Raw genomic sequence first — 20,746 nt, 5'->3', positions numbered from 1 at the left:
GCCCCTTTTTCGTGTGTTCGCGGGGTGGACCGACTGGTTGTGCGGCACCGGGTGACGTGCATTACCGTGCTGCCATCGGTCACCGGAACCAATCTCCCGCCCGGGGGGGGGGGGGCACCGGCGGGGCAGGTCAGACGGCAAAACTGGTGAGTAACCTGTTCGCCCCGCGCTCGTTGCACCTGGTTGACGCGGAGATCGAGGGCGGCGCGGGCGCCACCCCGCGAACGACGCGGAACAGCTCCAGGAGGTGCGATGGGTGCCGAGGTGGTCATCGAAGGTCTGACCAAGTCCTTCGGCAGGCAGACCATCTGGCGGGACGTGACGCTGACCCTGCCGCCCGGTGAGGTCTCGGCGATGCTCGGCCCGTCGGGAACCGGCAAATCGGTGTTCCTGAAGTCGATGATCGGCCTGCTCAAGCCCGATCGCGGGCGCTGCGTGATCAACGGCGTGGACATCGTGACCTGTTCCGAGCACAAGCTGTACGAGATCCGCAAACTGTTCGGGGTGCTGTTCCAGGACGGCGCGTTGTTCGGTTCGATGAATCTGTTCGACAACGTGGCGTTTCCGTTGCGGGAGCACACGAAGAAGTCGGAGACCGAGATCCGCCGGATCGTGCTGGAAAAGCTGGAGATGACCGGTTTGGCGGGGGCGGAGAAGAAGCTGCCGGGGGAGATCTCCGGCGGAATGCGCAAACGGGCCGGGCTGGCCAGGGCATTGGTGCTGGATCCGGAGATCGTTCTGGTGGACGAGCCGGACTCGGGTCTGGACCCGGTGCGCACCACGTATATCTCGCAGCTGTTCCTGGACGTGAACGCGCAGATCGACGCGACCTTCCTGATCGTGTCGCACAACATCAACCTGGCCCGCACGGTGCCGGACAACCTGGGCATGCTCTTCCGCAAGGAGCTGGTCATGTTCGGCCCGCGCGAGGTGCTGCTGACCAGCGACGAGCCGGTGGTGGCGCAATTTCTCAACGGGCGCAAGCAAGGTCCGATCGGGATGTCCGAGGAGAAGGACTCCGCGACGATGGCGCGCGAGGCGGCCGAGGCCGAGGCGGGTCACGGTGACACGCTGAACGAGGACGTGCGCGGGGTCGTGCCGCAGATGCAGGTCAGCCCGGGGGTTCCGGAACGCGCGGGCGCCCGGCGCCGGATGGACCGTGTGATGGGGATCCTGCACACGCTGCCGCCTGCCGCGCAGGAGGGCATCATCGAATCCCTCACCCCGGAGCAACAGCACCACTACGACGTGCGGCCGCAGGCTCCGGCGCACCGGCCCGGCCCGGAGGACGCCCAGCAGCTGCCCGGTCTCGACACGCCGGTGCCGGACCAGCACCAGGGCCGGCTGCCCGCCGATCAGGTCGCCCGCATCCCGGGCAGTGCCGGCGGGCCGCCACGGCACGGGCAGGGTGGCGCGTGAGCTCTCCGGCGTCCCCGGCGAAATTCCCCGGCTACGGCATGCTCCGGGAGACCGGGAATCTCTTCGCTCTCGGTCTCGACATCGTGCGGGGCATGTTCCAGCGCCCGTTCCAGTTCCGGGAGTTCATCCAGCAGGCGTGGTTCGTCGCGAGCGTGACGATCCTGCCCACCGCGCTGGTCGCGATCCCGTTCGGTGCGGTCATCTCGCTCCAGTTCGGGGCGCTGGCCCGCCAGCTGGGCGCGCAGTCCTACACCGGGGCCGGTTCGGTGCTGGCCACGGTGCAGCAGGCCAGCCCGCTGGTCACCGCGCTGCTGGTGGCCGGCGCGGGGGGCAGCGCGGTCTGTGCCGACATCGGCGCGCGCACCATCCGCGAGGAGATCGACGCGATGGAGGTGCTGGGCGTGTCCGCGGTCCAGCGCCTGATCGTGCCGCGCACGCTCGCGATGATGCTGGTTGCGTTGCTGCTCAACGGAATGGTCAGCGTGATCGGCGTGCTCGGCGGTTACCTGTTCAACGTGGTGCTGCAGGGCGGTACCCCGGGCGCTTACCTGTCCAGTTTTTCCGCGCTGGCACAGCTGCCCGACCTGTGGGTCGGGGAACTCAAGGCCGTGATCTTCGGCTTCCTCGCCGCGGTGGTCGCCGCCTACCGCGGGCTGCACCCGCGCGGCGGCCCGAAGGGCGTCGGGGACGCGGTGAACCAGTCCGTGGTCATCACGTTCCTGCTGCTGTTCGTGGTCAACTTCGTGATCACCCTGATCTACCTGCAGATCGTGCCCGGAAAGCTGGACTGACATGACGTTCATCGCGGGTGCGAAGCGGCTGGCCCACCGGCCGCTGGAGACGCTGGACGCGCTCGGCGACCAGATGTCCTTCTACGGCCGCGCGTTGCTGTGGGTTCCGCGGACGCTGCGCCGGTATCTGCGGGAGGTGCTGCGGCTGCTGGCCGAGGTCAGCTTCGGGTCCGGCTCGCTGGCGGTCATCGGCGGCACGGTCGGTGTGATGGTCGGCCTGACCCTGTTCACCGGGGTGCTCGTCGGTATCCAGGGCTTCTCGGCGCTGAACTCGATCGGCACCTCGGCGTTCACCGGCTTTCTCACCGCGTTCTTCAACACCCGGGAAATCGCGCCGCTGGTGGCCGGGCTGGCCTTGTCCGCGACGGTCGGCGCCGGTTTCACCGCGCAACTGGGCGCAATGCGTATCTCCGAAGAGATCGACGCGCTCGAAGTGATGGGTGTGCCGAGCCTGCCGTATCTGGTCACCACGCGGATCATCGCCGGGTTCGTCGCGGTGATCCCGCTCTACATCATCGGCCTGCTCAGCTCGTATCTGGCTTCGCGGCTGGTGGTCATCTATATCTACGGTCAGTCGGCGGGTACCTACGATCATTACTTCGATCTGTTCTTGCCACCGGAGGACGTGCTCTATTCGTTCATCAAGGTGCTCATCTTCAGCGTCCTGATCATCCTTTCCCACTGCTACTTCGGGTATCGGGCCACCGGCGGGCCCGCCGGGGTGGGGGTGGCCGTGGGCCGGGCCGTGCGGCTGTCCATCGTCACGGTCTCGATCGTGAACTTCTTCATCGGTTTCGCCATCTGGGGGACCGATGTCACGGTGAGGATCGCCGGATGAGCGCGGGCGCGACGCTGCGTCGCAGGTTGCTCGGCCTGCTCCTGGTGGCCCTGCTGGTGGGCGGGATCGCGCTCAGTATCGCGTTGTACGACAAGGCTTTCTCCAAGTTCGTCACGGTGAAGCTGGAGGCCGGCGAGATCGGCAACCAGCTGCTCGAACAATCGGACGTGAAGGTGCGCGGGCTGATTGTCGGTACGGTCAAGTCGATCAGCGCGACGCCCACCGGGGCGGAGCTGACTCTCGACCTGAACCCGGACTCGGTGGACCTGATCCCGCGGAACGTGTCCGCGCGGTTCCTGCCGAAGACCTTGTTCGGGGAGCGCTACGTTTCGCTGGAGATCCCGCAGGATCCGGCGGCGAAGAGCCTCGCGCAGGGCGACGTGATCCCGCAGGACCGGACGTCGAGCGCGGTCGAGCTGGAACAGGCGCTGGCCCATCTGATGCCGGTGCTGCAGGCGGTGCGGCCGCAGAAGCTGTCCAGCACACTGACCGCGATCTCCACCGCGCTGGAAGGCCGGGGCAAGCCGCTGGGTGAGACGTTGTCGCAGCTGGGCGACTACCTCGGCGAGCTGAATCCGCACGAGCCCCAGCTGCAGCACGACCTCAAGGCGCTCGCGGAGTTCTCCGATCATCTCGGCTCCTCCGCCCCGGATCTGGTGCAGAGCCTGGACAATCTGAGCACCACCACCCGCACGGTGGTGGACGAGCAGCAGCAGTTGTCGAACCTCTACGGCAGCCTCACCACCGCCTCGCAGGACCTGCAGGCGTTCCTGCAGGCCAACTCCCAGAACCTGATCAGTCTCGCGCACACCGCGCGCCCGACGGCCGAGCTGCTGGCCAAATACGCGCCGGAGTACCCGTGCGTGATGGGGCAGATGGCGAAGATGGTCCCGGTGATCGACAAGGCGCTCGGCAAGGGCAGCAACGAGCCGGGCCTGCACGCGAACCTCGAAATCGTGGTGAACCGCGGGGCCTACCAGCCCGGTGAGGAGCCGCGGGCGGACGACAAGCGCGGCCCGCGCTGCTACGACCTCGACCCGGCGCAGAACCCGTTCCCGCAGGAGCCGCCGGACGGTCCGCTCAAGGACGGCACGAAACACCCCACCTCGCCGAATTCGGTGGGCCAGGGCGTGAACCCGGCCAGCTTCAAGGCCGACTCCGGTGGTTTCGACGGCGGTGGCGCGGCGGGCGGCAACCCGGCGAATTCGGCCGCGGAGAACAACTTCCTGGGTGCGCTGATCGGTCCGGAGCTGGGCATGTCGCAGAGCCGGTTCCCGGGCTGGGGCTCGCTGCTGGTCGGCCCGCTGTACCGGGGTGCGGAGGTGAGGGTCAAGTGAGGGGCCTGCTTGCACCGCTGCTCAAGCTGAGCATCTTCGTGGTGGTCACGGTGCTGTGCACGACCGTGCTCGGGATCAGCATCGCGAACATCGACACCTCCAGCACCAACGACTACTCGGCGCGGTTCACCGACGCCACGCTGCTGCTGCCGAACGACGACGTGCGCATCGCCGGGGTGCGCGTCGGCCAGGTCAAGGACGTGAAGATCGTCGACAAGCGCCAGGCCGAGGTGGACTTCGAGGTGGACTCCGGGCGCACGCTGCCCGCGGGGGTCACCGCGCAGATCAAGTTCCGCAACCTGGTCGGCCAGCGTTACGTTTCGCTCGGCGAGGGCAGCGACTCCTCCGGTGCCACGCTCCAGCCGGGCGGCGACATCCCGCTCGAACGCACCACTCCGGCCCTGGACCTGACCGAGTTGTTCAACGGCTTCAAACCGCTGTTCACCGCGCTCAACCCGGACGACGTGAACAAGCTGTCCTACGAGATCATCCAGGTGCTGCAAGGCGAAGGCGGCACGGTGGAAAGCCTGTTGTCGCACACCGCTTCGCTGGCCACCACCATCGCGAACAAGGACCAGGTGATCGGTGAGGTCATCGACAACCTCACCACGGTGCTGGACACGGTCAACGCGCACACCCCGCAGCTGAACACGCTGATCGTCAACCTCCAGCAGCTGGTGTCCGGGCTGGCCGCGGACCGCAAGCCGATCGGCGACGCGATCGAGGGCCTCGGCACCCTCGCGAACACCACCGCCGGGCTGCTGGAGGACGCGCGCCGGCCGCTCAAGGACGACATTTCCGCGCTGGGCGGCCTCACCACGAAGCTGAACCAGAACGAACCCCTGGTCGAGCACTTTCTCCAGTTCCTGCCGAAGAAGGCGGCCGCGCTGACCAAGACCGCGGACTACGGCTCGTGGTTCAACTTCTACGCCTGCGAGGTCAAGGGGAGTGTCTCGCTGCCGCCGTTGATCAACCAGGAGATCAACGTGCCGCTGATGCCCTCCACGCGGGAGAGGTGCACCGGATGAAGTCGTTCCAGAAGCGCAATCCGATCCCGATCGCCCTGATCGGGATCGCGGTGATCACGCTCGGCTTCATCGCCGCGCTCAACTCCGACGATCTGCCGGTGATCGGCGGCGGCACCACCTACAGCGCGGAGTTCTCCGAGGCGGCCGGGCTGACCTCGGAGAACGACGTGCGCGTTGCCGGGGTCAAGGTCGGCAAGGTGTCGGAGATCAAGCTGGACGGCGCCAGCGTCAAGGTCTCGTTCAAGGTCAAGGACGCCTGGCTCGGCGACAAGACGACCGCGGCGATCAAGATCAAGACCCTGCTCGGGCAGAAGTACGTGTCGCTCGACCCGCAAGGCGCGGGCATGCTCGACCCGGCCCAGCCGATCCCGCGGGATCGCACGATGTCCCCGTATGACGTGCTCGACGCCTTCCGCGGGCTGTCGCAGACGGTCGACAACATCAACACCGGCCAGCTCGCGCAGAGCTTCGACGCGATCAGCCAGACCTTCGCGAACACGCCGCAGGATGTGAAGGGCGCGCTGTCCGGGCTGTCGAAGCTGTCGGACACCATCGCCAAACGGGATTCGCAGCTGTCCACGTTGTTGTCCAATACCCGTCAGGTGTCGCAGACCCTGGTGGACCGGGACGCCGAGGTGCAGAAGCTGCTCACCGACGGCAATCAGCTGCTGGACGAGATCTCCAAGCGGGAGCAGGCGATCCGTGCCCTGCTCGACGGTTCCCGCGCGCTGGCCACCCAGCTGCAGGGCCTGGTGGACGACAACGACAAGCAGCTCGGCCCGGTGCTCACCCAGCTCGACCAGCTGACCTCGATGCTGCAGCGCAACCAGGACTCGCTGGCGCAGGGTATCGCCAAGTTCGCCCCGTTCATCCGGGTCTTCAACAACACCATCGGCACCGGGCGCTGGTTCGACAACTACATCTGCGGACTGGTGCTGCCCTCGGTCGGCCCGCTCAACCCGGAGGGGTGCTACGGCAAATGACGGACACCCGCTTCGGCCAGTCGCTCGCGCGTGGCGTGACCATCGCGATCGTGCTCGCGCTCCTGATCGCCGGTGGGCTCTGGTGGACCCTCAAGGACGCCGGCCGCAACCACCTGACCGCCTACTTCGCCGGCACGGTCGGGCTGTACGAGGGCAACAGCGTGCGCATGCTCGGCGTCGACATGGGCACGGTGACCAAGGTCCAGCCGATGGGCAATCAGGTGCGGGTCGATCTGGAGTACGACCGCTCGGTGCCCGTGCCCGCCGACGCCAAGGCGCTGATCGTGGCCCCCTCGCTGGTCAGCGACCGGTACGTGCAGCTCGCCCCGGCCTACACCGGCGGTGCGCGGATCTCCGACGGCGCGGTGATCGGCCTCGACCGCACCGAGGTGCCGCTGGAGGTGGACCAGCTCGCCGCCAGCCTCGCCAGGGTGAGTGAGACGCTCGGCCCGAACGGCGCGAACAAGAACGGTTCACTGTCGGATCTGCTCAACACCGCGGCGAAGAACCTGGACGGCAACGGACAGGCCCTGCACGACACGATCAGCAAGCTCGGCCAGGCCGCCGGCACTTTGGCCGGGAACAAAGACGACCTGTTCCAGACCGTGCAGAACCTCGGCCGGTTTTCGCAGTCGCTGGCCAACAGCGACGGGCAGGTCCGCCAGTTCGAGGAGCAGCTGGCCGGGGTGAGCGGATTCCTGGCGGGGGAGAAGGACGATCTCGCCGCGACCGTGCAACAGCTGGGCGCCACGCTGCAGACCGTGCAGGGCTTCATCGAGCGCAATCGCGGCCGGTTGAAGTCCAATGTGGACAAGCTGGCCAGCGTCACCAAGGTGCTGGTGGACCAGCGCGGTTCGCTGGCCGAGATCCTGGACATCGCGCCGGTCGCACTGTCCAATGTGGTCGGTGCGTACAACGGCTCGTCCGGCACGCTGGACGCGCGGCCGCTGCTCAACGAGCTGACCCAGCCGCCGCTGGTGATGGTCTGCGGCCTGCTCAAGCAGACCGACGTGACCAAGCAGCTGCTCGGCTCCGCCTGCGACGGGATCGCCGGGCTGGTGGACAAGCTGGTCCCGCTGCCCTCGGTGGCGCAGGCCGTGCAGGCGATGGAAAACGGCAAGCTGCCCCCGCTGCCGCTTCCGTTGCAGGGCCAGGTCTACGGGACGGGGAGCTGAGGTGAAGCGACTCACGAAGCACACCGCCGCCGGGGCACTCGCCGCGGTGTGCGCCCTCGTGCTTGGCGGCTGCGGGTTCTCCGGCATCTACGACGTGCCGCTGCCCGGCGGTGCCGATCTCGGCGACCACCCGTACCAGGTGAAGATCCAGTTCCAGGACGTGCTCGATCTGGTGCCGCAGTCCGGGGTCAAGGTGAACGAGGTCCCGGTCGGCCAGGTGAAGGCCATCGGGCTGACCCCGGACGGCTGGCACGCCGAGGTGACCGTGGAGGTCAACGGCGACGTCAAGCTGCCGGCGAACGCGCTGGCCAACGTGAAGCAGTCCAGCCTGCTCGGCGAGAAGTACGTCGAGCTGGCCTCGCCGGGCGCGGATCAGGCGCAGGGAAAGCTGGCCGACGGCGCGACCATCCCGCTCGCGCGCACCGGCCGCGACGTCGAAGTCGAAGAGGTCCTCGGCGCGTTGTCCATGCTGCTCAACGGCGGTGGCATCGCCCAGCTCAACACCATCACCAAGGAGCTCAACAACGTCACCGCCGGCCGGGAACCGGACCTCAAGGCGTTGCTGGCCAACGCGAACGAGCTGGTGACGAACCTCGATCAGCAGTCGGCGAACATCACCCGGGCGCTGGACGGGCTCGACCGGCTGTCCATGACCCTGCGCGATCAGAAGGACAAGCTGGTCGGCGCGGTGGACAACCTCGGGCCGGGGCTCGGTGTGCTGGAGCAGCAACGCGGTCAGCTGGTGACCATGCTGAACGCGCTGAGCAATCTCTCCGGCGTCGCCACCGACACGGTGAACAAGAGCAAGGCGGATCTGGTGGCCGATCTGAAGGCGCTGACACCGACGCTGCAGAAGCTCGGCGAAGCGGGCAACGACCTGCCGAAGGCACTGGAGTTGCTGCTCACCTACCCGTTCACCGATCAGGCCTACAACGACGTCAAGGGTGACTACTTCAACCTGTTCCTCAAGGTCGATCTGAACCTCAAGGACATCATCGACAATCTCGGCCGCAGCAGGCAGAACGGGCTGAACGGGGTGCTGCCGGTGCCCGGGCTGACCGGCGGGGTGGCCGGCACTCCCGCGAACCAGCCGCCGCCGCTGCCGATCCCCGGTCCGGGCGGCGGGAACGCGAAACCACCGGCCGTGGCCGGTGGTCCGGGCGGCGGGAACGCGTCGTCCCCCAACAGCGGGTTGTCCGGCCTGTTCGGTGTGCTTTCCGGAGGTGCTGGCTGATGCTGGTGCGCAGGACGAGGATCCAGCTGGTGGTGTTCGCGCTCATCTCGGTGGTGGCCGTGGTGTACGCGCTGATCCGGTTCGCCGGGCTCGGCCAGGTGTTCGGCACCGGCGGGTACACCGTCAAGCTGGAGCTCAACGAATCCGGCGGGATCTTCACCAACGCCGAGGTGACCTACCGCGGGTTCAACATCGGCCGGGTCGGCCGGCTGAAGCTGACGCACACCGGTCTCGAAGCCGAGCTGAACATCGACCCCTCCGCGCCGCAGGTGCCCGCGGAGCTGAAGGCGGTGGTGGCGAACCGGTCCGCGGTCGGCGAGCAATACGTTGACCTGCAACCGAAAAACGACCGTGGCCCGTACCTGACTGCGGGCTCGGTCATCCCGGCCGACAAGACGAGCACCCCGGTCTCCACCGACCGGCTGCTCGGCGATCTGGACTCACTGGCCGCCTCGGTGCCCGCCGATGCGCTGCGGACCGTCGTGGATCAGTCCTACGACGCCTTCCGCGGGACCGGTGGCGATCTGCAGAAACTGCTCGACACCGCACGCAGCTTCACCACCACCGCGCAGCGGTACCTGCCGCAGACCGTGCAGTTGCTCGACGCGGGCGGCCGCGTGCTGGACACACAGAATCAGGAGGCGTCGAACTTCGCGGCCTTCTCGAAGAACCTGAACCAGCTTTCCGGCACGTTGAAGAATTCCGACGCCGACCTCCGCAAGCTGATCTCGGTCACGCCGCAGGTGGCGAACCAGATCACCCAGGTGGTCAACGACACCGGCCCCGGGCTGGGGGCGCTGGTGGCCAATCTCCTGACCACGTCGAACGTACTGGTCACCCGGCAGGACGGGCTGGAACAGGCGCTGGTGACCTACCCGGTGCTGGCCGGCGCGGCGCCGTCGGTGGCGCCCGGCGACGGCACCGCGCACCTCGGGCTGGTGCTGAACCTGTTCAACCCGCCCGCGTGCACCAAGGGCTACGTGCCCTACAGCCAGTACCGGCCCGGTTCGGACACCTCGAACCGGGCGGCGGACGCGAACGCCTACTGTGCCGAGCCCAAGGGCAGCCCGATCAACGTGCGTGGTTCGCAGAACGCGCCGTACAACGGGGTTCCGGTGCAGCCCTCGTCGCAGGACATCGCGCAGAACGCCAACCGTCCCGCGGAGGAACTGCAGGCCCAGCGCGACGCACAGGTGCCCGGCGTGGTCGGCAGCCCCGGGGTGTCGATGAACAGCCTCGGCTCGCTGCTCGGACTCGGCTGACCACGATTTGATGCCCGTTACCTACCCTGGAGTGTTATGAGTTCCGACCCCGCCGTCGCCGAGGAGATCGGCAAAGCGGTGCCGCCGGCCCCGGCCAGGCGGAAGCTGCCCGGTTCCCTGCGGGCGTGGCTGTTCGGCACCGGCGCGTTCGCCCTCGCCGCGTTCGTGGTCGCCGTCGTTTTCGGGGTCCTGTGGTGGTCTTCGGCCACCGGCGGCGACGCCGGCCTCGCCCGGTCGCGGGACGCGGTGGCGCAGGCGGGTACGGACGCCGTACTGGCCTACACCGAGGTCGACTACCAGCACCTCGACGACTACTTCACCCGGCAGAAGGAAGTGTCCACTTCGGACATGGCGCAGCAGATCGACCGGGCCCGGCCGAACTATGCGAAGGCACTGACCGACCAGAAGGTCAAGGTCACCACTTCGGTGCAGGACCTCGCCGTCGAGGAACTCGACGATCACGAGGGCAAGGCCGGCTTCCTCGCCGCGATCACCACGGACACCGACGCGGGCGGGCAGCACGGCACCAAGGCGCTGCGGCTCGAAGTCTCGATGACCCGGGTCGGGGACGTCTGGAAGCTGTCCGGGATCGACAACGTGCCGCTCGTCGCCGCCGGCCAGTAGCTTCACCGCAGATCGGAGTTCCGCAGTGCCCCCCTCCCGCCGTCAGCCGCCTCGCGGCACCCCCTCGCCGGCCCGCAAGCCGAAGGTGGCCGGGACGCGCAAGCCCGCGACGGACGCGGCCGCCAAACCCCGGCCACGGTCCCGGCTCGCCGACGTGGACCCCACCGAGGTGCCCCAGGAGCTCCGGCCCACCAGCGACACCCGGGCCGCGCGCCGCCCCGCGCCTCGGCCTGCCCCCGCCGCTCCCGAGCCGCCGGAAGCCCTGGATGTCCCGGAGGCCCTGGATGTCCCGGAAACCGCCGAACTTGCGCAGGAGACCCCCGAGGTCGACGCACTCACCGGCGCGCCGCCCGCCACCCCGCGGCCCAGCCCCCGGCGCAAGCAGCGGGACACAGGCCGAGCGAAGCCGGCCGACGTCGCCGAAGCCGAGGCGCAGAACCGGGATCAGCCCGCTGCCGAGCCGCCCACCCCCGAGCGGGCCGCGGCCAACCGCACCACGGCCTACGCCGCCGTACTGCTGATCGTCGGGCTGATACTCGCCGCGGCGGCGGTGATCTTCACCGTCAAGTACCAGGAGGCGCAAGCCTCGGTCGGCAACGTCGCGCTGCTCGACGCGGCGAAGACCGCGCAGGTCAAGGACTCGGTCTCCCAAGCAACCGAGGCGCTGTTCTCCTACGACTACAACAACATCAAGAAGACCGAGGACGCGGCCGACTCGCTGCTGGCCAATGACGAGGTCAAGGCCCGCTACACCGCGCTGATGGGCCAGGTGAAGAAGCTCGCTCCGCAGCAGAAGATGGTGGTGACCTGCAAGGTCAGCCGGGCCGCGGTGATCCGGATCGACGGTGACCTGGCCAGGGTGATGGTGTTCGTCGACCAGACCTCCACCCGCGCGGACACCAAGCAGACCGCCGCGGGTACCGCCCAGCTGCACGTGGACGCGCAGTGGGAGGGCAGCACCTGGAAGATCACGGACCTGGACACCTACAAGGCCGCGCCCGCGCCCGGCGCATCGGCTCCGGCCGCGCCGCCGTCGAAGTAGCGGCTCAGCAGACCGAGCCCAGCGCGGCCCGCAACGCTTCGCGGTGCAGCCCGTCCAGCCGGTCCAGCACGGCCGCGGAGACCGCTGCCTCGGTGACGGCCACCCGGCAGGCCACCGGGGCGCCGCGCACGGCTTCGGTGGCCACCAGCTGGTCGAGCAGGCGGGTGGTGAGCGCGTCCAGCTCCGTGCGGATCACGGCGAGATCCGGGCGGGTGGTGGGTGCCTCGCCGGGGTGTGCCCGCCAGCGGGCGAACAGGCCGCGCTGCACGAGCTTGCTGGCCGCGATCTGATCCCGGAAGAATCGCACGGTGCGGTCCGGGTCGAGACCGAGCGTCCCCGCCCGGTCGGCCACTTCGGCCAGCTCCAGCTGCTCGCGGGCCGGATCGTCGATGGCCTTCCCGGTGCCGAACTTGGCCGCCGCGACCTCGTCGCTCACGAACAGCCGTTCGACCACCACGTCGGTCAGCGGTCCCAGCCTGCCGATCGCCGTGGCCGCCGCGGCGGGCTGGCGTGGGGTCGCCATGGCTTCCCCGCCGAGACTGAACGCGGCCAGCACGAGCGCGGTGACCACCGGCATACGCGGCTTCATGAGCACTCCCGACGGCCGGGTGGTCGACGGTGCCCGGACCGGATTCGATGGTATCGACCAGGTCCGGGAATCGCCGGGCATCTACTCGATGCCGGTGCCCCTTCCGCCGAATCGGCACCGGAAGATCGATACCCTGCGACGGTGAGTGTCGAGCAAGCGTGGGCATGTCTGCGTGGCGTTGCCACCGGAGATGGATTCGGTGCGCAATTCGGGTTACCCGGGGACCATCCGGACGTGGTGGGCCGCAAACTGCCCGCGGCGCCGTGGCGATGGACCGACGACACCGAGATGGCCTGTTCGGTGTACGCCGTCCTCCGCAGGCACGGACAGATCGACCAGGACGCGCTCGCCGCTTCGTTCGCCACGCACTACGACGCGGATCGAGGCTACGGATCCGGAACCGGCCGGCTACTCAACCAGTTCCGCGGTGGGGAATCCTGGCGTGATCTGGCGGCCTTGGCGTTCGGCGGCGGTTCCTGGGGAAACGGCGGCGCGATGCGCGTGGCCCCGGTGGGTGCCTTCTACGGCGCGGATCTGCCGCGAGTGCTGCACAACGCGGAACGCTCGTCCGTGGTGACGCACTCGCATCTCGAAGGCGTCGCCGGCGCGGTAGCGGTGGCCGTCGCGGCTTCCCTGCGGGCCGTCACGCCCCATCTCGGCGGTGAAGCGTTGCTGCAGGGCGTGGTGCCGTTCGTACCGCCGGGCAAGGTCCGTGATTCGCTGCAGACCGCCGTGCGCCTGATCGGCGCCGACGACGCCACCGCCGCTGCTCGATTGGGCACCGGCCGGGAAATGGCCGCGCACGACACCGTGCCGCTGGCGTTGTGGATTGCCGCGCGCTACCACCACAGCTACGAAGATGCACTGTGGACAGTCGCTCAGCGGGCCGAAGACGTGGACACGGTCGGCGCCATCACCGGGGGCGTGCTCGCCGCCGGAGCGCATCGGTACCCGGAGGAATGGCTCCGTCGCACGGAACCCCTGCCGGACTGGATCTGAGCCGGTACGCGGCCGGCTCCGGGCCGCATGGACCCGGAGCCGGCCGCGCGCTCACTCCGACGGCCTCTTCGTCGGATACGGCGTGAAGTCGTCGCTCAGCCCGATGGCGAAGTTGTCGCCCGGCCGCTGGCGCGGTGGTTCGCCGCCTTCGCGGGCCCGCCGTTCGTCACCCCGCCGGAAGGCTTCCCGCAGCGATTCCCGCTGGCGCAGCACCATCGCCCGGTCCTCCGGGGACAAATCGTCCAGGTTCGTTTCGTACTTGCGCCGCAGCTCTTCGTGGCTCATCGGTACTTCGTCCGGCATTCCGTTCACCTTCCCAGGTCCTGCAAATGGATGGTCCAATTCCCGTTTCCGTCGGCCGAGCGGCTGGTCACCCGGAAGTTGCTGCCCGGCGGGAACACGACTTCGCGCTGCCCCACATGCGCGTCCTTCAGCCACGAGATGTCCTTGCCACCGACCGAATCGATGGTGAACTGCACGTTCCCGCGGTAGGGCTCCACGAGATCGGAACTGGTGAACGCGGGCTCGCGCACCTCGGCGCCGAGCTGGTAGCGGTCCAGGAACCCGTTCATGTCCCCGGGCCCGATGTCGATCCCGCGGAACACCTGCCCCTGGAAATCGGGCAGCTTGTTGAGCCCGGAGGCCATTTCGCTGATCTCCGGGTCCAGTCCCCGCAACGCGGCGGTGTCCCCGTGCCGTAGGGCCGCGTTGATGTCCTGGTGGCCCATCCCGGTGTAGTGGTCGAGCGCGCGGACCTCTTCCGGGGCCAGCCCGGCGTCCGGCGCGTGCGCCATCCGTTCGGCCAGGTAGTGCGGATCCGCGGCCCCAAACTTGTCGTTGAACGCCTGGTGATCCGCGGCGTTCGCGTGGTGGGCCGGGTTCTCGTAGCCGGCCTGGCTGTGCGGCTGGTGTCCCGCCCCGTCCCCGGGGAGGGGATCGGGGGAGTGCTGCACTGGCTCGTGGCCGCCGGGATGGCCGGCGTGCTCGGGCGGAGTCCCGTCCAGCCGGCTGGAGATGTCCGGCTGCTCGATCAGCTCCGAGCGGTCCCACTTCGCCTCCGGAGGCGTGCCGTAGTGGGACGGCTGGGGTTCCCAGGTCGGCAGCTCCTCGTGGCTGCCCTGCGGGCCGAAATCGCCCACCGGCTCGTCGCCGAATCCTTCGAACGTCGGCCGTTCCGGTGCCGGAGCATGCGCGACTGTGGCCTCCCGGCCCGCGGTGGTTCCCACCTCCCCGGCAGCCTCCACGCCTCCCTGCCCGGCCGCCCCGACGGCCTCCCGGCCGGCGGTCTCGACGGCTTCCCGGCCGGCAATCTCGAGGGCTTCGCGGCCGGCTGTCCCCGCGGCTTCGACGGCGACCTTGCCCGCGCTGAGCGCGACGTCGGCGGCCGCGCCCGCACCGCCGGTGGCCGCGACGAGCGCGATGTTCGCGGTCAGCTTGCCGAACGCCTCCGCCGGATCGCTGCCCCAGCCGGACCCGACGATGCCCTTCAGCAGGTCCAGCGGGTGGCTGGCCACCTGCACCAGGCCGGCCGCGGTGCCCGACACCCCGGCGATGTACTCCGCCGGATGGGTGAGGTTGTACGGGTCCAACGGGTTGAGCGTCCGGACGATCTTGACCACCCCGGACACCGTCTTGATCACGCCGCCGGCGAAGTGCGTGAGCGAGTCCGAGACCATGCCCAGCCCGTCGCCGAGGTCGTTGGCCAGCTGGTCGAGGAAGCCCGGTTCCACCGGAGCTTGCGCGGTGCCGGCGTCGAGCGCGGCCCGCGCCGCCAGCGCTTCCTGATCGCGGTGCCGTCGGGCCTGTTCGAGCAGGATTTGCGCCTGCTGCCGGCCGGTCGCGCCCGGGTCCTGGAACGGCGGTGGGTTCTCGGCCGAGCTGATCAGCTGACGTTCATACGCCTGTACCGCCTGCTGGCTCTGCTGTTGGGCCTGTGCGTATTGGTGCGCGGCTTCGGCGGCCTGCTGCTGGGCTTGCTGCACGGCGGTCGCGTAGGAGTGCAGCGCGCCGGCGGCCTTGCCGCAAGCGTCCGCCGCCCGTGCCCACTGGTCCGGATGCGGCTGGAACTTCGCGCGGAACGCGTCCGCCGCGTCGCCGCTCCAGTGCGCCGTATCGACCTTCGTCAGCCCCGAGGCGGCGCTGCTGAACGCGTTCGCGAACTTCTGCAGGTGTTCGCCGGTCTGGCGGAGCGTGTCCGGGTCGCCGTGTACCAGCTCCTTCGGGTCGTCGGTCTCGCCCAGCTGCGTGTCGACCGAGCCCCCGGCCAACGCCCGGGCCGCCCCTTCGGCGAAGCGCTCGGCGTCGCCGTCCGGCGAGGCCGGGGCGGCCACGGCCGCAGTGCCTGCCGGACCATCGGGTTCGTCCTCGATCTCGTCGAGGAATCGCCAATCACCCATCAGCCGTGTCCCGGCTGCGGTGCCGGGCCGAAGAGGTCGTCGACTCCCCGCTGGTACTCGGCGCCATCGCCGGTCGCCTGCGCCAGCGCCTGGACGGGATCGCCCGCCGACGTCAGCACGGCGCGGCCGGCCGCCGACCACTGGGCGGACATCTGATCGCCCGCTTTGCCCCAGGACTCGGCGCTGTAGTCGACGTGCTCCACCGCACCGGCAATCTGTTCGAAGGACTGCTGCGCGTACTGCTCGTCGGTCTCGTGCGGGTTGCCGATGACGGCCCCGGCCACGCTCTTCACCAGATCCTTCGCGTACTTCTCCTGATCCGCGTACCGGCCCGCGGCCAGCCCGATCCGATGCGCGAACTCGCTGCCGTCCTGCACGAGTGTGCGCACGCCCCAGGCCCACCGTTCGCAGAACTGGGTGAAGGCATCGTTCAGCTCGTCGTGGCCCACGTCGTCCGCGGACATCTCCAGCGAACTGAACCCGCGCCCCTGCTCGGCCTCGGCATCGATGCCGAGGGTCTTGAGCTCGGTGATCGCCCCGTTGATGCCGTTGCCGATTTCCTTCAGTGCGGCCGGGTCGACGCCGTACCCGGCCATCAGGACACCACCACGCGAGCCGGCGAGACGATGCCTTGTGCCGGCGGCAGCAGCATCGGCGCTTCGCCCGCGACGTCCAGCGCGACGCCGGTGGGACGCGCGGCCGGCACGTCCAGCAGGCGGTGCCCGCGCGTGGTCAAGTACTGCACGCTGTCTTCGCCGCGAGCCGCGGCCCACCGGCGCAGCTCCTCCTGCGACGTGAATGCGTACACCCACTCGATGCCGTCCGCCGTGCTCGCCAGCGGTTCGCCATGGCGATCGGTCGGTACGTGCACCACGGTCTCGCGGAATTCCGCGACCATTTCCCCGGCCCCGCCGCGGCCCGCGCGGACGTGGCCGACCCAAGCGGTCAGCCCGGTCAAAGATCCCCCCGTTTGTTCATCGCTGAACTTTCCCGGGGGAGGACCATAGGGGAAACCTGACGCACCGCATACGAACCTGCGCGGAATGTGATCCATACCGCTCCGCGCCCCACCCGCCCGCCGGACATCCCCCGTGGTCACGGGGATGAGCGTCCGCTCGGTCACCCTCTGCGGTACCGCCTGCCACGCTGCGCCAACGGGAGGGACCACAGTGTGGCATCTTGACTCTCGCGCGCCGTGGGTTCACGCTTACTGCCACGGGTTCCGGCCGGGAACGCGGCCCTTGCGGGAGGGGCGCGAATCCGGGGGATCCGGGAGGCTGGACGGTACTACCGGAAACGCCGCGCGACAGGCTGGGCCCCGTCGGGAGCGCCCCCTGGACAGACCGCGTCGTTCGGGCTAGACTGCCTCTTTGCGCTGCCCTCTTTCAGGCTGCCCAGAGCCGGTAGTTAGGATAGTGGGCACACGGCACCCCTGACAGTCCGCGACAGCTGTTGCCATCGCGGCTGCTCACCGCTCATTGTCCCCGGAAGGACGCATCTTGGCAGTCTCTCCCGCGAACCAGGCCACTGCTGCGACCACCTCGGCTGAACCCCGCTCGCAGGCCTCGGGCATCCCCGGAGCGCCCAAGCGGGTCTCCTTCGCAAAGATTCGCGAGCCACTTTCCACACCCAACCTGCTGGACGTGCAGATTCAGTCGTTCCAGTGGTTCACCGGCGACGAGGCGTGGTTCGAGCGCCGCGTCAACGACGGTGAAGAGCACCCGGTCGGCGGTCTGGAGGAGGTCCTCAACGAGATCTCCCCGATCGAGGACTTCTCCGGTTCCATGTCGCTGTCCTTCTCCGCCCCGCGCTTCGACGAGGTCAAGGCCTCGATCGAGGAGTGCAAGGACAAGGACATGACCTACGCGGCGCCGCTGTTCGTGACCGCCGAGTTCGTCAACAACAACACCGGCGAGATCAAGAGCCAGACCGTCTTCCTCGGCGACTTCCCGGTGATGACGGACAAGGGCACCTTCATCATCAACGGCACCGAGCGGGTCGTCGTGTCCCAGCTGGTGCGTTCCCCGGGCGTGTACTTCGACCGCAGCGTCGACAAGACGACCGACAAGGACGTCTTCAGCGTGCGGGTGATCCCGAGCCGCGGCGCGTGGCTCGAGTTCGACGTGGACAAGCGCGACACCGTCGGCGTGCGCATCGATCGCAAGCGCCGCCAGCCGGTCACCGTGCTGCTGAAGGCGCTCGGCTGGAGCACCGAGGCGATCCGCGAGCGGTTCTCCTTCTCCGAGACGCTGCTGGCCACCCTGGAGAAGGACCACACCGCGGGCACCGACGAGGCGCTGCTGGACATCTACCGCAAGCTGCGCCCGGGTGAGCCGCCCACGAAGGAGAGCGCGCAGACGCTCTTGGAGAACCTGTTCTTCAAGCCGAAGCGCTACGACCTGGCCAAGGTCGGCCGCTACAAGACGAACAAGAAGCTCGGCCTCGACGCGCCGTACGACACCGGCACGCTGACCGAAGAGGACATTGTCTCGGCCATCGAGTACCTGGTCCGGCTGCACGCCGGCGAGGACAAGATGACCAGCTCCGCCGGTGTCGAGGTGCCGGTCGAGACCGACGACATCGACCACTTCGGCAACCGCCGCCTGCGCACCGTCGGCGAGCTGATCCAGAACCAGATCCGGGTCGGCCTCTCCCGCACCGAGCGGGTCGTCCGCGAGCGGATGACCACCCAGGACGTCGAGGCGATCACCCCGCAGACCCTGATCAACATCCGCCCGATCGGCGCGGCGATCAAGGAGTTCTTCGGCACCTCGCAGCTGTCGCAGTTCATGGACCAGAACAACCCGCTCTCCGGGCTGACGCACAAGCGGCGGCTGTCCGCGCTGGGCCCGGGTGGGCTGTCCCGTGAGCGCGCCGGCATGGAGGTCCGCGACGTCCACCCGTCGCACTACGGCCGGATGTGCCCGATCGAGACGCCGGAAGGCCCGAACATCGGCCTGATCGGCTCGCTCTGCTCCTACGCGCGGGTCAACCCGTTCGGCTTCATCGAGACCCCGTACCGCAAGGTGGTCGAGGGCCAGGTCACCGACCAGGTCGACTACCTGACCGCGGACGAGGAGGACCGGTTCGTCAAGGCGCAGGCCAACGCGCCGCTGACCGACGACGGCCACTTCGTCGAGTCGAAGGTGCTGGGCCGGCGCAAGGGCGGCGAGGTCGAGCTGATCGACCCGCTCGAGATCGACTACATGGACGTCTCGCCGCGGCAGATGGTCTCGGTCGCCACCGCGATGATCCCGTTCCTCGAGCACGACGACGCGAACCGCGCGCTGATGGGCGCGAACATGCAGCGTCAGGCGGTGCCGCTGCTGCGCAACCAGTCGCCGTACGTGGGCACCGGCGTGGAGCTGCGCGCCGCGGTCGACGCCGGGGACGTCCTGGTCGCCGAGCAGGCGGGCGTGGTCGAGGAGCTGTCCGCGGACATCATCACGATCATGCACGACGACGGCACCCGCAAGAGCTACGGACTGTACAAGTTCCGCCGCTCCAACCACGGCACCTGCTTCAACCACCGGCCGATCGTCAACGAGGGCGACCGGGTCGAGCAGGGCCAGGTCATCGCCGACGGCCCGTCCACCGAGAACGGTGAGATGGCGCTGGGCAAGAACCTGCTCGTGGCGGTCATGCCGTGGGAGGGCCACAACTACGAGGACGCGATCATCCTCTCCGAGCGCCTGGTGCAGGACGACGTGCTCACGTCGATCCACATCGAGGAGCACGAGATCGACGCCCGCGACACCAAGCTGGGCGCCGAGGAGATCACCCGGGACATCCCGAACGTCTCCGAGGAGGTGCTGGCCGACCTCGACGAGCGCGGCATCATCCGGATCGGTGCCGAGGTCCGCGACGGCGACATCCTGGTCGGCAAGGTCACGCCGAAGGGCGAGACCGAGCTGACCCCGGAGGAGCGCCTGCTCCGCGCGATCTTCGGCGAGAAGGCCCGTGAAGTCCGCGACACCTCGCTGAAGGTGCCGCACGGCGAGACCGGCAAGGTCATCGGCATCCGGGTGTTCTCCCGCGAGGACGACGACGAGCTGCCCCCGGGCGTGAACGAGCTGGTCCGCGTCTACGTGGCGCAGAAGCGCAAGATCCAGCCGGGCGACAAACTCGCCGGACGGCACGGCAACAAGGGTGTCATCGGCAAGATCCTGCCGGTCGAGGACATGCCGTTCATGGAGGACGGCTCCCCGGTCGACATCATCCTGAACACCCACGGTGTGCCGCGCCGGATGAACATCGGCCAGATCCTCGAGCTGCACCTGGGCTGGCTGGCCTCGCAGGGCTGGACGATCGAGGGCAACCCGGACTGGGCGAAGAACCTTTCGCCCGAGCTCTACGACGTCGCGCCGAACACGAACACCGCCACCCCGGTGTTCGACGGCGCGAAGGAGGAGGAGCTGACCGGGCTGCTGGGCGCGACCAAGCCGAATCGCGACGGCGAGCGGATGGTCAAGGAGAACGGCAAGGCCACGCTGTTCGACGGCCGCTCCGGCGAGCCGTACCCGTACCCGGTCTCGGTCGGCTACATGTACATCCTGAAGCTGCACCACCTGGTCGACGACAAGATCCACGCCCGCTCCACCGGTCCGTACTCGATGATCACCCAGCAGCCCCTCGGTGGTAAGGCGCAGTTCGGTGGCCAGCGCTTCGGTGAGATGGAGTGCTGGGCGATGCAGGCCTACGGCGCGGCCTACACGCTGCAGGAACTGCTGACGATCAAGTCGGACGACGTGGTCGGCCGCGTCAAGGTGTACGAGGCGATCGTCAAGGGGGAGAACATCCCCGAGCCGGGCATCCCGGAGTCGTTCAAGGTGCTCCTCAAGGAGCTCCAGTCGCTGTGCCTCAACGTCGAGGTGCTCTCCAGCGACGGCGCGGCGATCGAGATGCGCGACTCCGACGACGAGGACCTCGAGCGCGCCGCGGCGAACCTCGGCATCAACCTGTCCCGCAACGAGTCGCCCTCGGTGGACGACGTCGTGCACTGATCCGCCTCTCCGACATTTCCACGTGT

At 68.7% G+C, this 20,746-nt stretch carries 19 protein-coding genes; 14 read left to right on the top strand and 5 right to left on the bottom strand.

What is annotated here, in order from left to right:
* The first annotated feature begins 252 nt into the window (after positions 1–252).
* Genes ATK36_RS13375 through ATK36_RS13325 form a run of 11 tightly spaced genes read left to right on the top strand, consistent with a single transcriptional unit; the run spans position 253 to position 11,733 of the window.
* Positions 253–1,419 carry an ABC transporter ATP-binding protein gene (locus tag ATK36_RS13375; protein ID WP_098511655.1) on the top strand — a complete coding sequence of 389 codons (1,167 nt, stop codon included), beginning with the start codon at positions 253–255 and terminating at the stop codon, positions 1,417–1,419.
* 38 nt (positions 1,420–1,457) lie between these two features.
* A complete protein-coding gene (locus tag ATK36_RS13370; RefSeq protein WP_098514859.1) occupies positions 1,458–2,210 on the top strand; it encodes an MlaE family ABC transporter permease in 753 nt (250 codons plus the stop codon).
* Position 2,211: 1 nt separating this feature from the next.
* Entirely contained in the window at positions 2,212–3,048 is an 837-nt protein-coding gene (locus ATK36_RS13365) for an MlaE family ABC transporter permease (protein ID WP_098511654.1), read from the top strand.
* Positions 3,045–4,385 (top strand): MCE family protein, encoded by a 1,341-nt coding sequence (locus ATK36_RS13360; protein ID WP_098511652.1) that lies wholly within the window; start codon positions 3,045–3,047, stop codon positions 4,383–4,385. The genes ATK36_RS13365 and ATK36_RS13360 overlap by 4 nt, the downstream gene beginning before the upstream one ends.
* On the top strand, positions 4,382–5,413 hold the full coding sequence (locus ATK36_RS13355; protein ID WP_098511651.1) for an MCE family protein: 1,032 nt from the start codon (positions 4,382–4,384) through the stop codon (positions 5,411–5,413). Before ATK36_RS13360 ends, ATK36_RS13355 begins: the two co-directional genes overlap by 4 nt.
* Positions 5,410–6,396 (top strand): MCE family protein, encoded by a 987-nt coding sequence (locus ATK36_RS13350; RefSeq protein ID WP_098511649.1) that lies wholly within the window; start codon positions 5,410–5,412, stop codon positions 6,394–6,396. The genes ATK36_RS13355 and ATK36_RS13350 overlap by 4 nt, the downstream gene beginning before the upstream one ends.
* On the top strand, positions 6,393–7,571 hold the full coding sequence (locus ATK36_RS13345; protein ID WP_098511648.1) for an MCE family protein: 1,179 nt from the start codon (positions 6,393–6,395) through the stop codon (positions 7,569–7,571). Before ATK36_RS13350 ends, ATK36_RS13345 begins: the two co-directional genes overlap by 4 nt.
* A gap of 1 nt (position 7,572) precedes the next feature.
* Positions 7,573–8,805 carry an MCE family protein gene (locus ATK36_RS13340; protein WP_098511646.1) on the top strand — a complete coding sequence of 411 codons (1,233 nt, stop codon included), beginning with the start codon at positions 7,573–7,575 and terminating at the stop codon, positions 8,803–8,805.
* Positions 8,805–10,067 (top strand): MCE family protein, encoded by a 1,263-nt coding sequence (locus ATK36_RS13335; protein ID WP_098511645.1) that lies wholly within the window; start codon positions 8,805–8,807, stop codon positions 10,065–10,067. The genes ATK36_RS13340 and ATK36_RS13335 overlap by 1 nt, the downstream gene beginning before the upstream one ends.
* A 36-nt stretch (positions 10,068–10,103) precedes the next feature.
* Positions 10,104–10,691 (top strand): hypothetical protein, encoded by a 588-nt coding sequence (locus ATK36_RS13330; RefSeq protein WP_098511643.1) that lies wholly within the window; start codon positions 10,104–10,106, stop codon positions 10,689–10,691.
* Between the two features lie 25 nt (positions 10,692–10,716).
* Positions 10,717–11,733, top strand: coding sequence for a hypothetical protein (locus tag ATK36_RS13325; protein ID WP_342752005.1), 1,017 nt, complete (start codon positions 10,717–10,719; stop codon positions 11,731–11,733).
* Positions 11,734–11,737: 4 nt separating this feature from the next.
* Here ATK36_RS13325 and ATK36_RS13320 read toward each other — a convergent pair whose 3' ends face one another.
* Positions 11,738–12,322, bottom strand: a complete 585-nt coding sequence (locus ATK36_RS13320; RefSeq protein WP_098511642.1) for a chorismate mutase — start codon at positions 12,320–12,322, stop codon at positions 11,738–11,740.
* Between ATK36_RS13320 and ATK36_RS32210 the strand changes: the two genes are divergently transcribed.
* A complete protein-coding gene (locus ATK36_RS32210) occupies positions 12,321–12,467 on the top strand; it encodes a hypothetical protein (RefSeq protein WP_170069718.1) in 147 nt (48 codons plus the stop codon). The genes ATK36_RS13320 and ATK36_RS32210 overlap by 2 nt on opposite strands.
* Positions 12,464–13,321 carry an ADP-ribosylglycohydrolase family protein gene (locus tag ATK36_RS13315; protein ID WP_098511640.1) on the top strand — a complete coding sequence of 286 codons (858 nt, stop codon included), beginning with the start codon at positions 12,464–12,466 and terminating at the stop codon, positions 13,319–13,321. The genes ATK36_RS32210 and ATK36_RS13315 overlap by 4 nt, the downstream gene beginning before the upstream one ends.
* Before the next feature lie 51 nt (positions 13,322–13,372).
* Here the strand turns inward: ATK36_RS13315 and ATK36_RS13310 are convergent, their stop codons facing one another.
* Genes ATK36_RS13310 through ATK36_RS13295 form a run of 4 tightly spaced genes read right to left on the bottom strand, consistent with a single transcriptional unit; the run spans position 13,373 to position 16,675 of the window.
* On the bottom strand, positions 13,373–13,624 hold the full coding sequence (locus tag ATK36_RS13310) for a hypothetical protein (protein ID WP_141544425.1): 252 nt from the start codon (positions 13,622–13,624) through the stop codon (positions 13,373–13,375).
* A gap of 5 nt (positions 13,625–13,629) precedes the next feature.
* A complete protein-coding gene (locus ATK36_RS13305; protein WP_098511637.1) occupies positions 13,630–15,717 on the bottom strand; it encodes a putative T7SS-secreted protein in 2,088 nt (695 codons plus the stop codon).
* Complete coding sequence (locus tag ATK36_RS13300; RefSeq protein WP_098511636.1) at positions 15,717–16,313, bottom strand: hypothetical protein; 597 nt, start codon at positions 16,311–16,313, stop codon at positions 15,717–15,719. Before ATK36_RS13300 ends, ATK36_RS13305 begins: the two co-directional genes overlap by 1 nt.
* On the bottom strand, positions 16,313–16,675 hold the full coding sequence (locus ATK36_RS13295; protein ID WP_170069717.1) for an SseB family protein: 363 nt from the start codon (positions 16,673–16,675) through the stop codon (positions 16,313–16,315). Before ATK36_RS13295 ends, ATK36_RS13300 begins: the two co-directional genes overlap by 1 nt.
* Before the next feature lie 541 nt (positions 16,676–17,216).
* On the opposite strand from ATK36_RS13295, the gene rpoB reads away from it, so the two are divergent.
* Positions 17,217–20,720 carry a DNA-directed RNA polymerase subunit beta gene (gene rpoB / locus ATK36_RS13290; RefSeq protein ID WP_098511633.1) on the top strand — a complete coding sequence of 1,168 codons (3,504 nt, stop codon included), beginning with the start codon at positions 17,217–17,219 and terminating at the stop codon, positions 20,718–20,720.
* Positions 20,721–20,746: the final 26 nt, after the last annotated feature.

Origin of the sequence: Amycolatopsis sulphurea (assembly GCF_002564045.1) — a bacterium.
GTDB classification, from domain to species: Bacteria; Actinomycetota; Actinomycetes; order Mycobacteriales; family Pseudonocardiaceae; genus Amycolatopsis; species Amycolatopsis sulphurea.
The sequence above is the reverse complement of the archived record's forward strand: the minus strand, read 5'-3'. Positions and strand labels throughout refer to the sequence as shown.

Excerpts from the sequence above, each read along its gene's own strand:
- ATK36_RS13375 (WP_098511655.1), top strand. The coding sequence starts at position 253 with ATGGGTGCCGAGGTGGTCATCGAAGGTCTGACCAAGTCCTTCGGCAGG.
- ATK36_RS13370 (WP_098514859.1), top strand. The coding sequence starts at position 1,458 with ATGCTCCGGGAGACCGGGAATCTCTTCGCTCTCGGTCTCGACATCGTG.
- ATK36_RS13365 (WP_098511654.1), top strand. The coding sequence starts at position 2,212 with ATGACGTTCATCGCGGGTGCGAAGCGGCTGGCCCACCGGCCGCTGGAG.
- ATK36_RS13360 (WP_098511652.1), top strand. The coding sequence starts at position 3,045 with ATGAGCGCGGGCGCGACGCTGCGTCGCAGGTTGCTCGGCCTGCTCCTG.
- ATK36_RS13350 (WP_098511649.1), top strand. The coding sequence starts at position 5,410 with ATGAAGTCGTTCCAGAAGCGCAATCCGATCCCGATCGCCCTGATCGGG.
- ATK36_RS13345 (WP_098511648.1), top strand. The coding sequence starts at position 6,393 with ATGACGGACACCCGCTTCGGCCAGTCGCTCGCGCGTGGCGTGACCATC.
- ATK36_RS13335 (WP_098511645.1), top strand. The coding sequence starts at position 8,805 with ATGCTGGTGCGCAGGACGAGGATCCAGCTGGTGGTGTTCGCGCTCATC.
- ATK36_RS13330 (WP_098511643.1), top strand. The coding sequence starts at position 10,104 with ATGAGTTCCGACCCCGCCGTCGCCGAGGAGATCGGCAAAGCGGTGCCG.
- ATK36_RS32210 (WP_170069718.1), top strand. The coding sequence starts at position 12,321 with ATGAGCACTCCCGACGGCCGGGTGGTCGACGGTGCCCGGACCGGATTC.
- ATK36_RS13320 (WP_098511642.1), bottom strand. The coding sequence starts at position 12,322 with ATGAAGCCGCGTATGCCGGTGGTCACCGCGCTCGTGCTGGCCGCGTTC.
- ATK36_RS13310 (WP_141544425.1), bottom strand. The coding sequence starts at position 13,624 with ATGCCGGACGAAGTACCGATGAGCCACGAAGAGCTGCGGCGCAAGTAC.
- ATK36_RS13305 (WP_098511637.1), bottom strand. The coding sequence starts at position 15,717 with ATGGGTGATTGGCGATTCCTCGACGAGATCGAGGACGAACCCGATGGT.
- ATK36_RS13300 (WP_098511636.1), bottom strand. The coding sequence starts at position 16,313 with ATGGCCGGGTACGGCGTCGACCCGGCCGCACTGAAGGAAATCGGCAAC.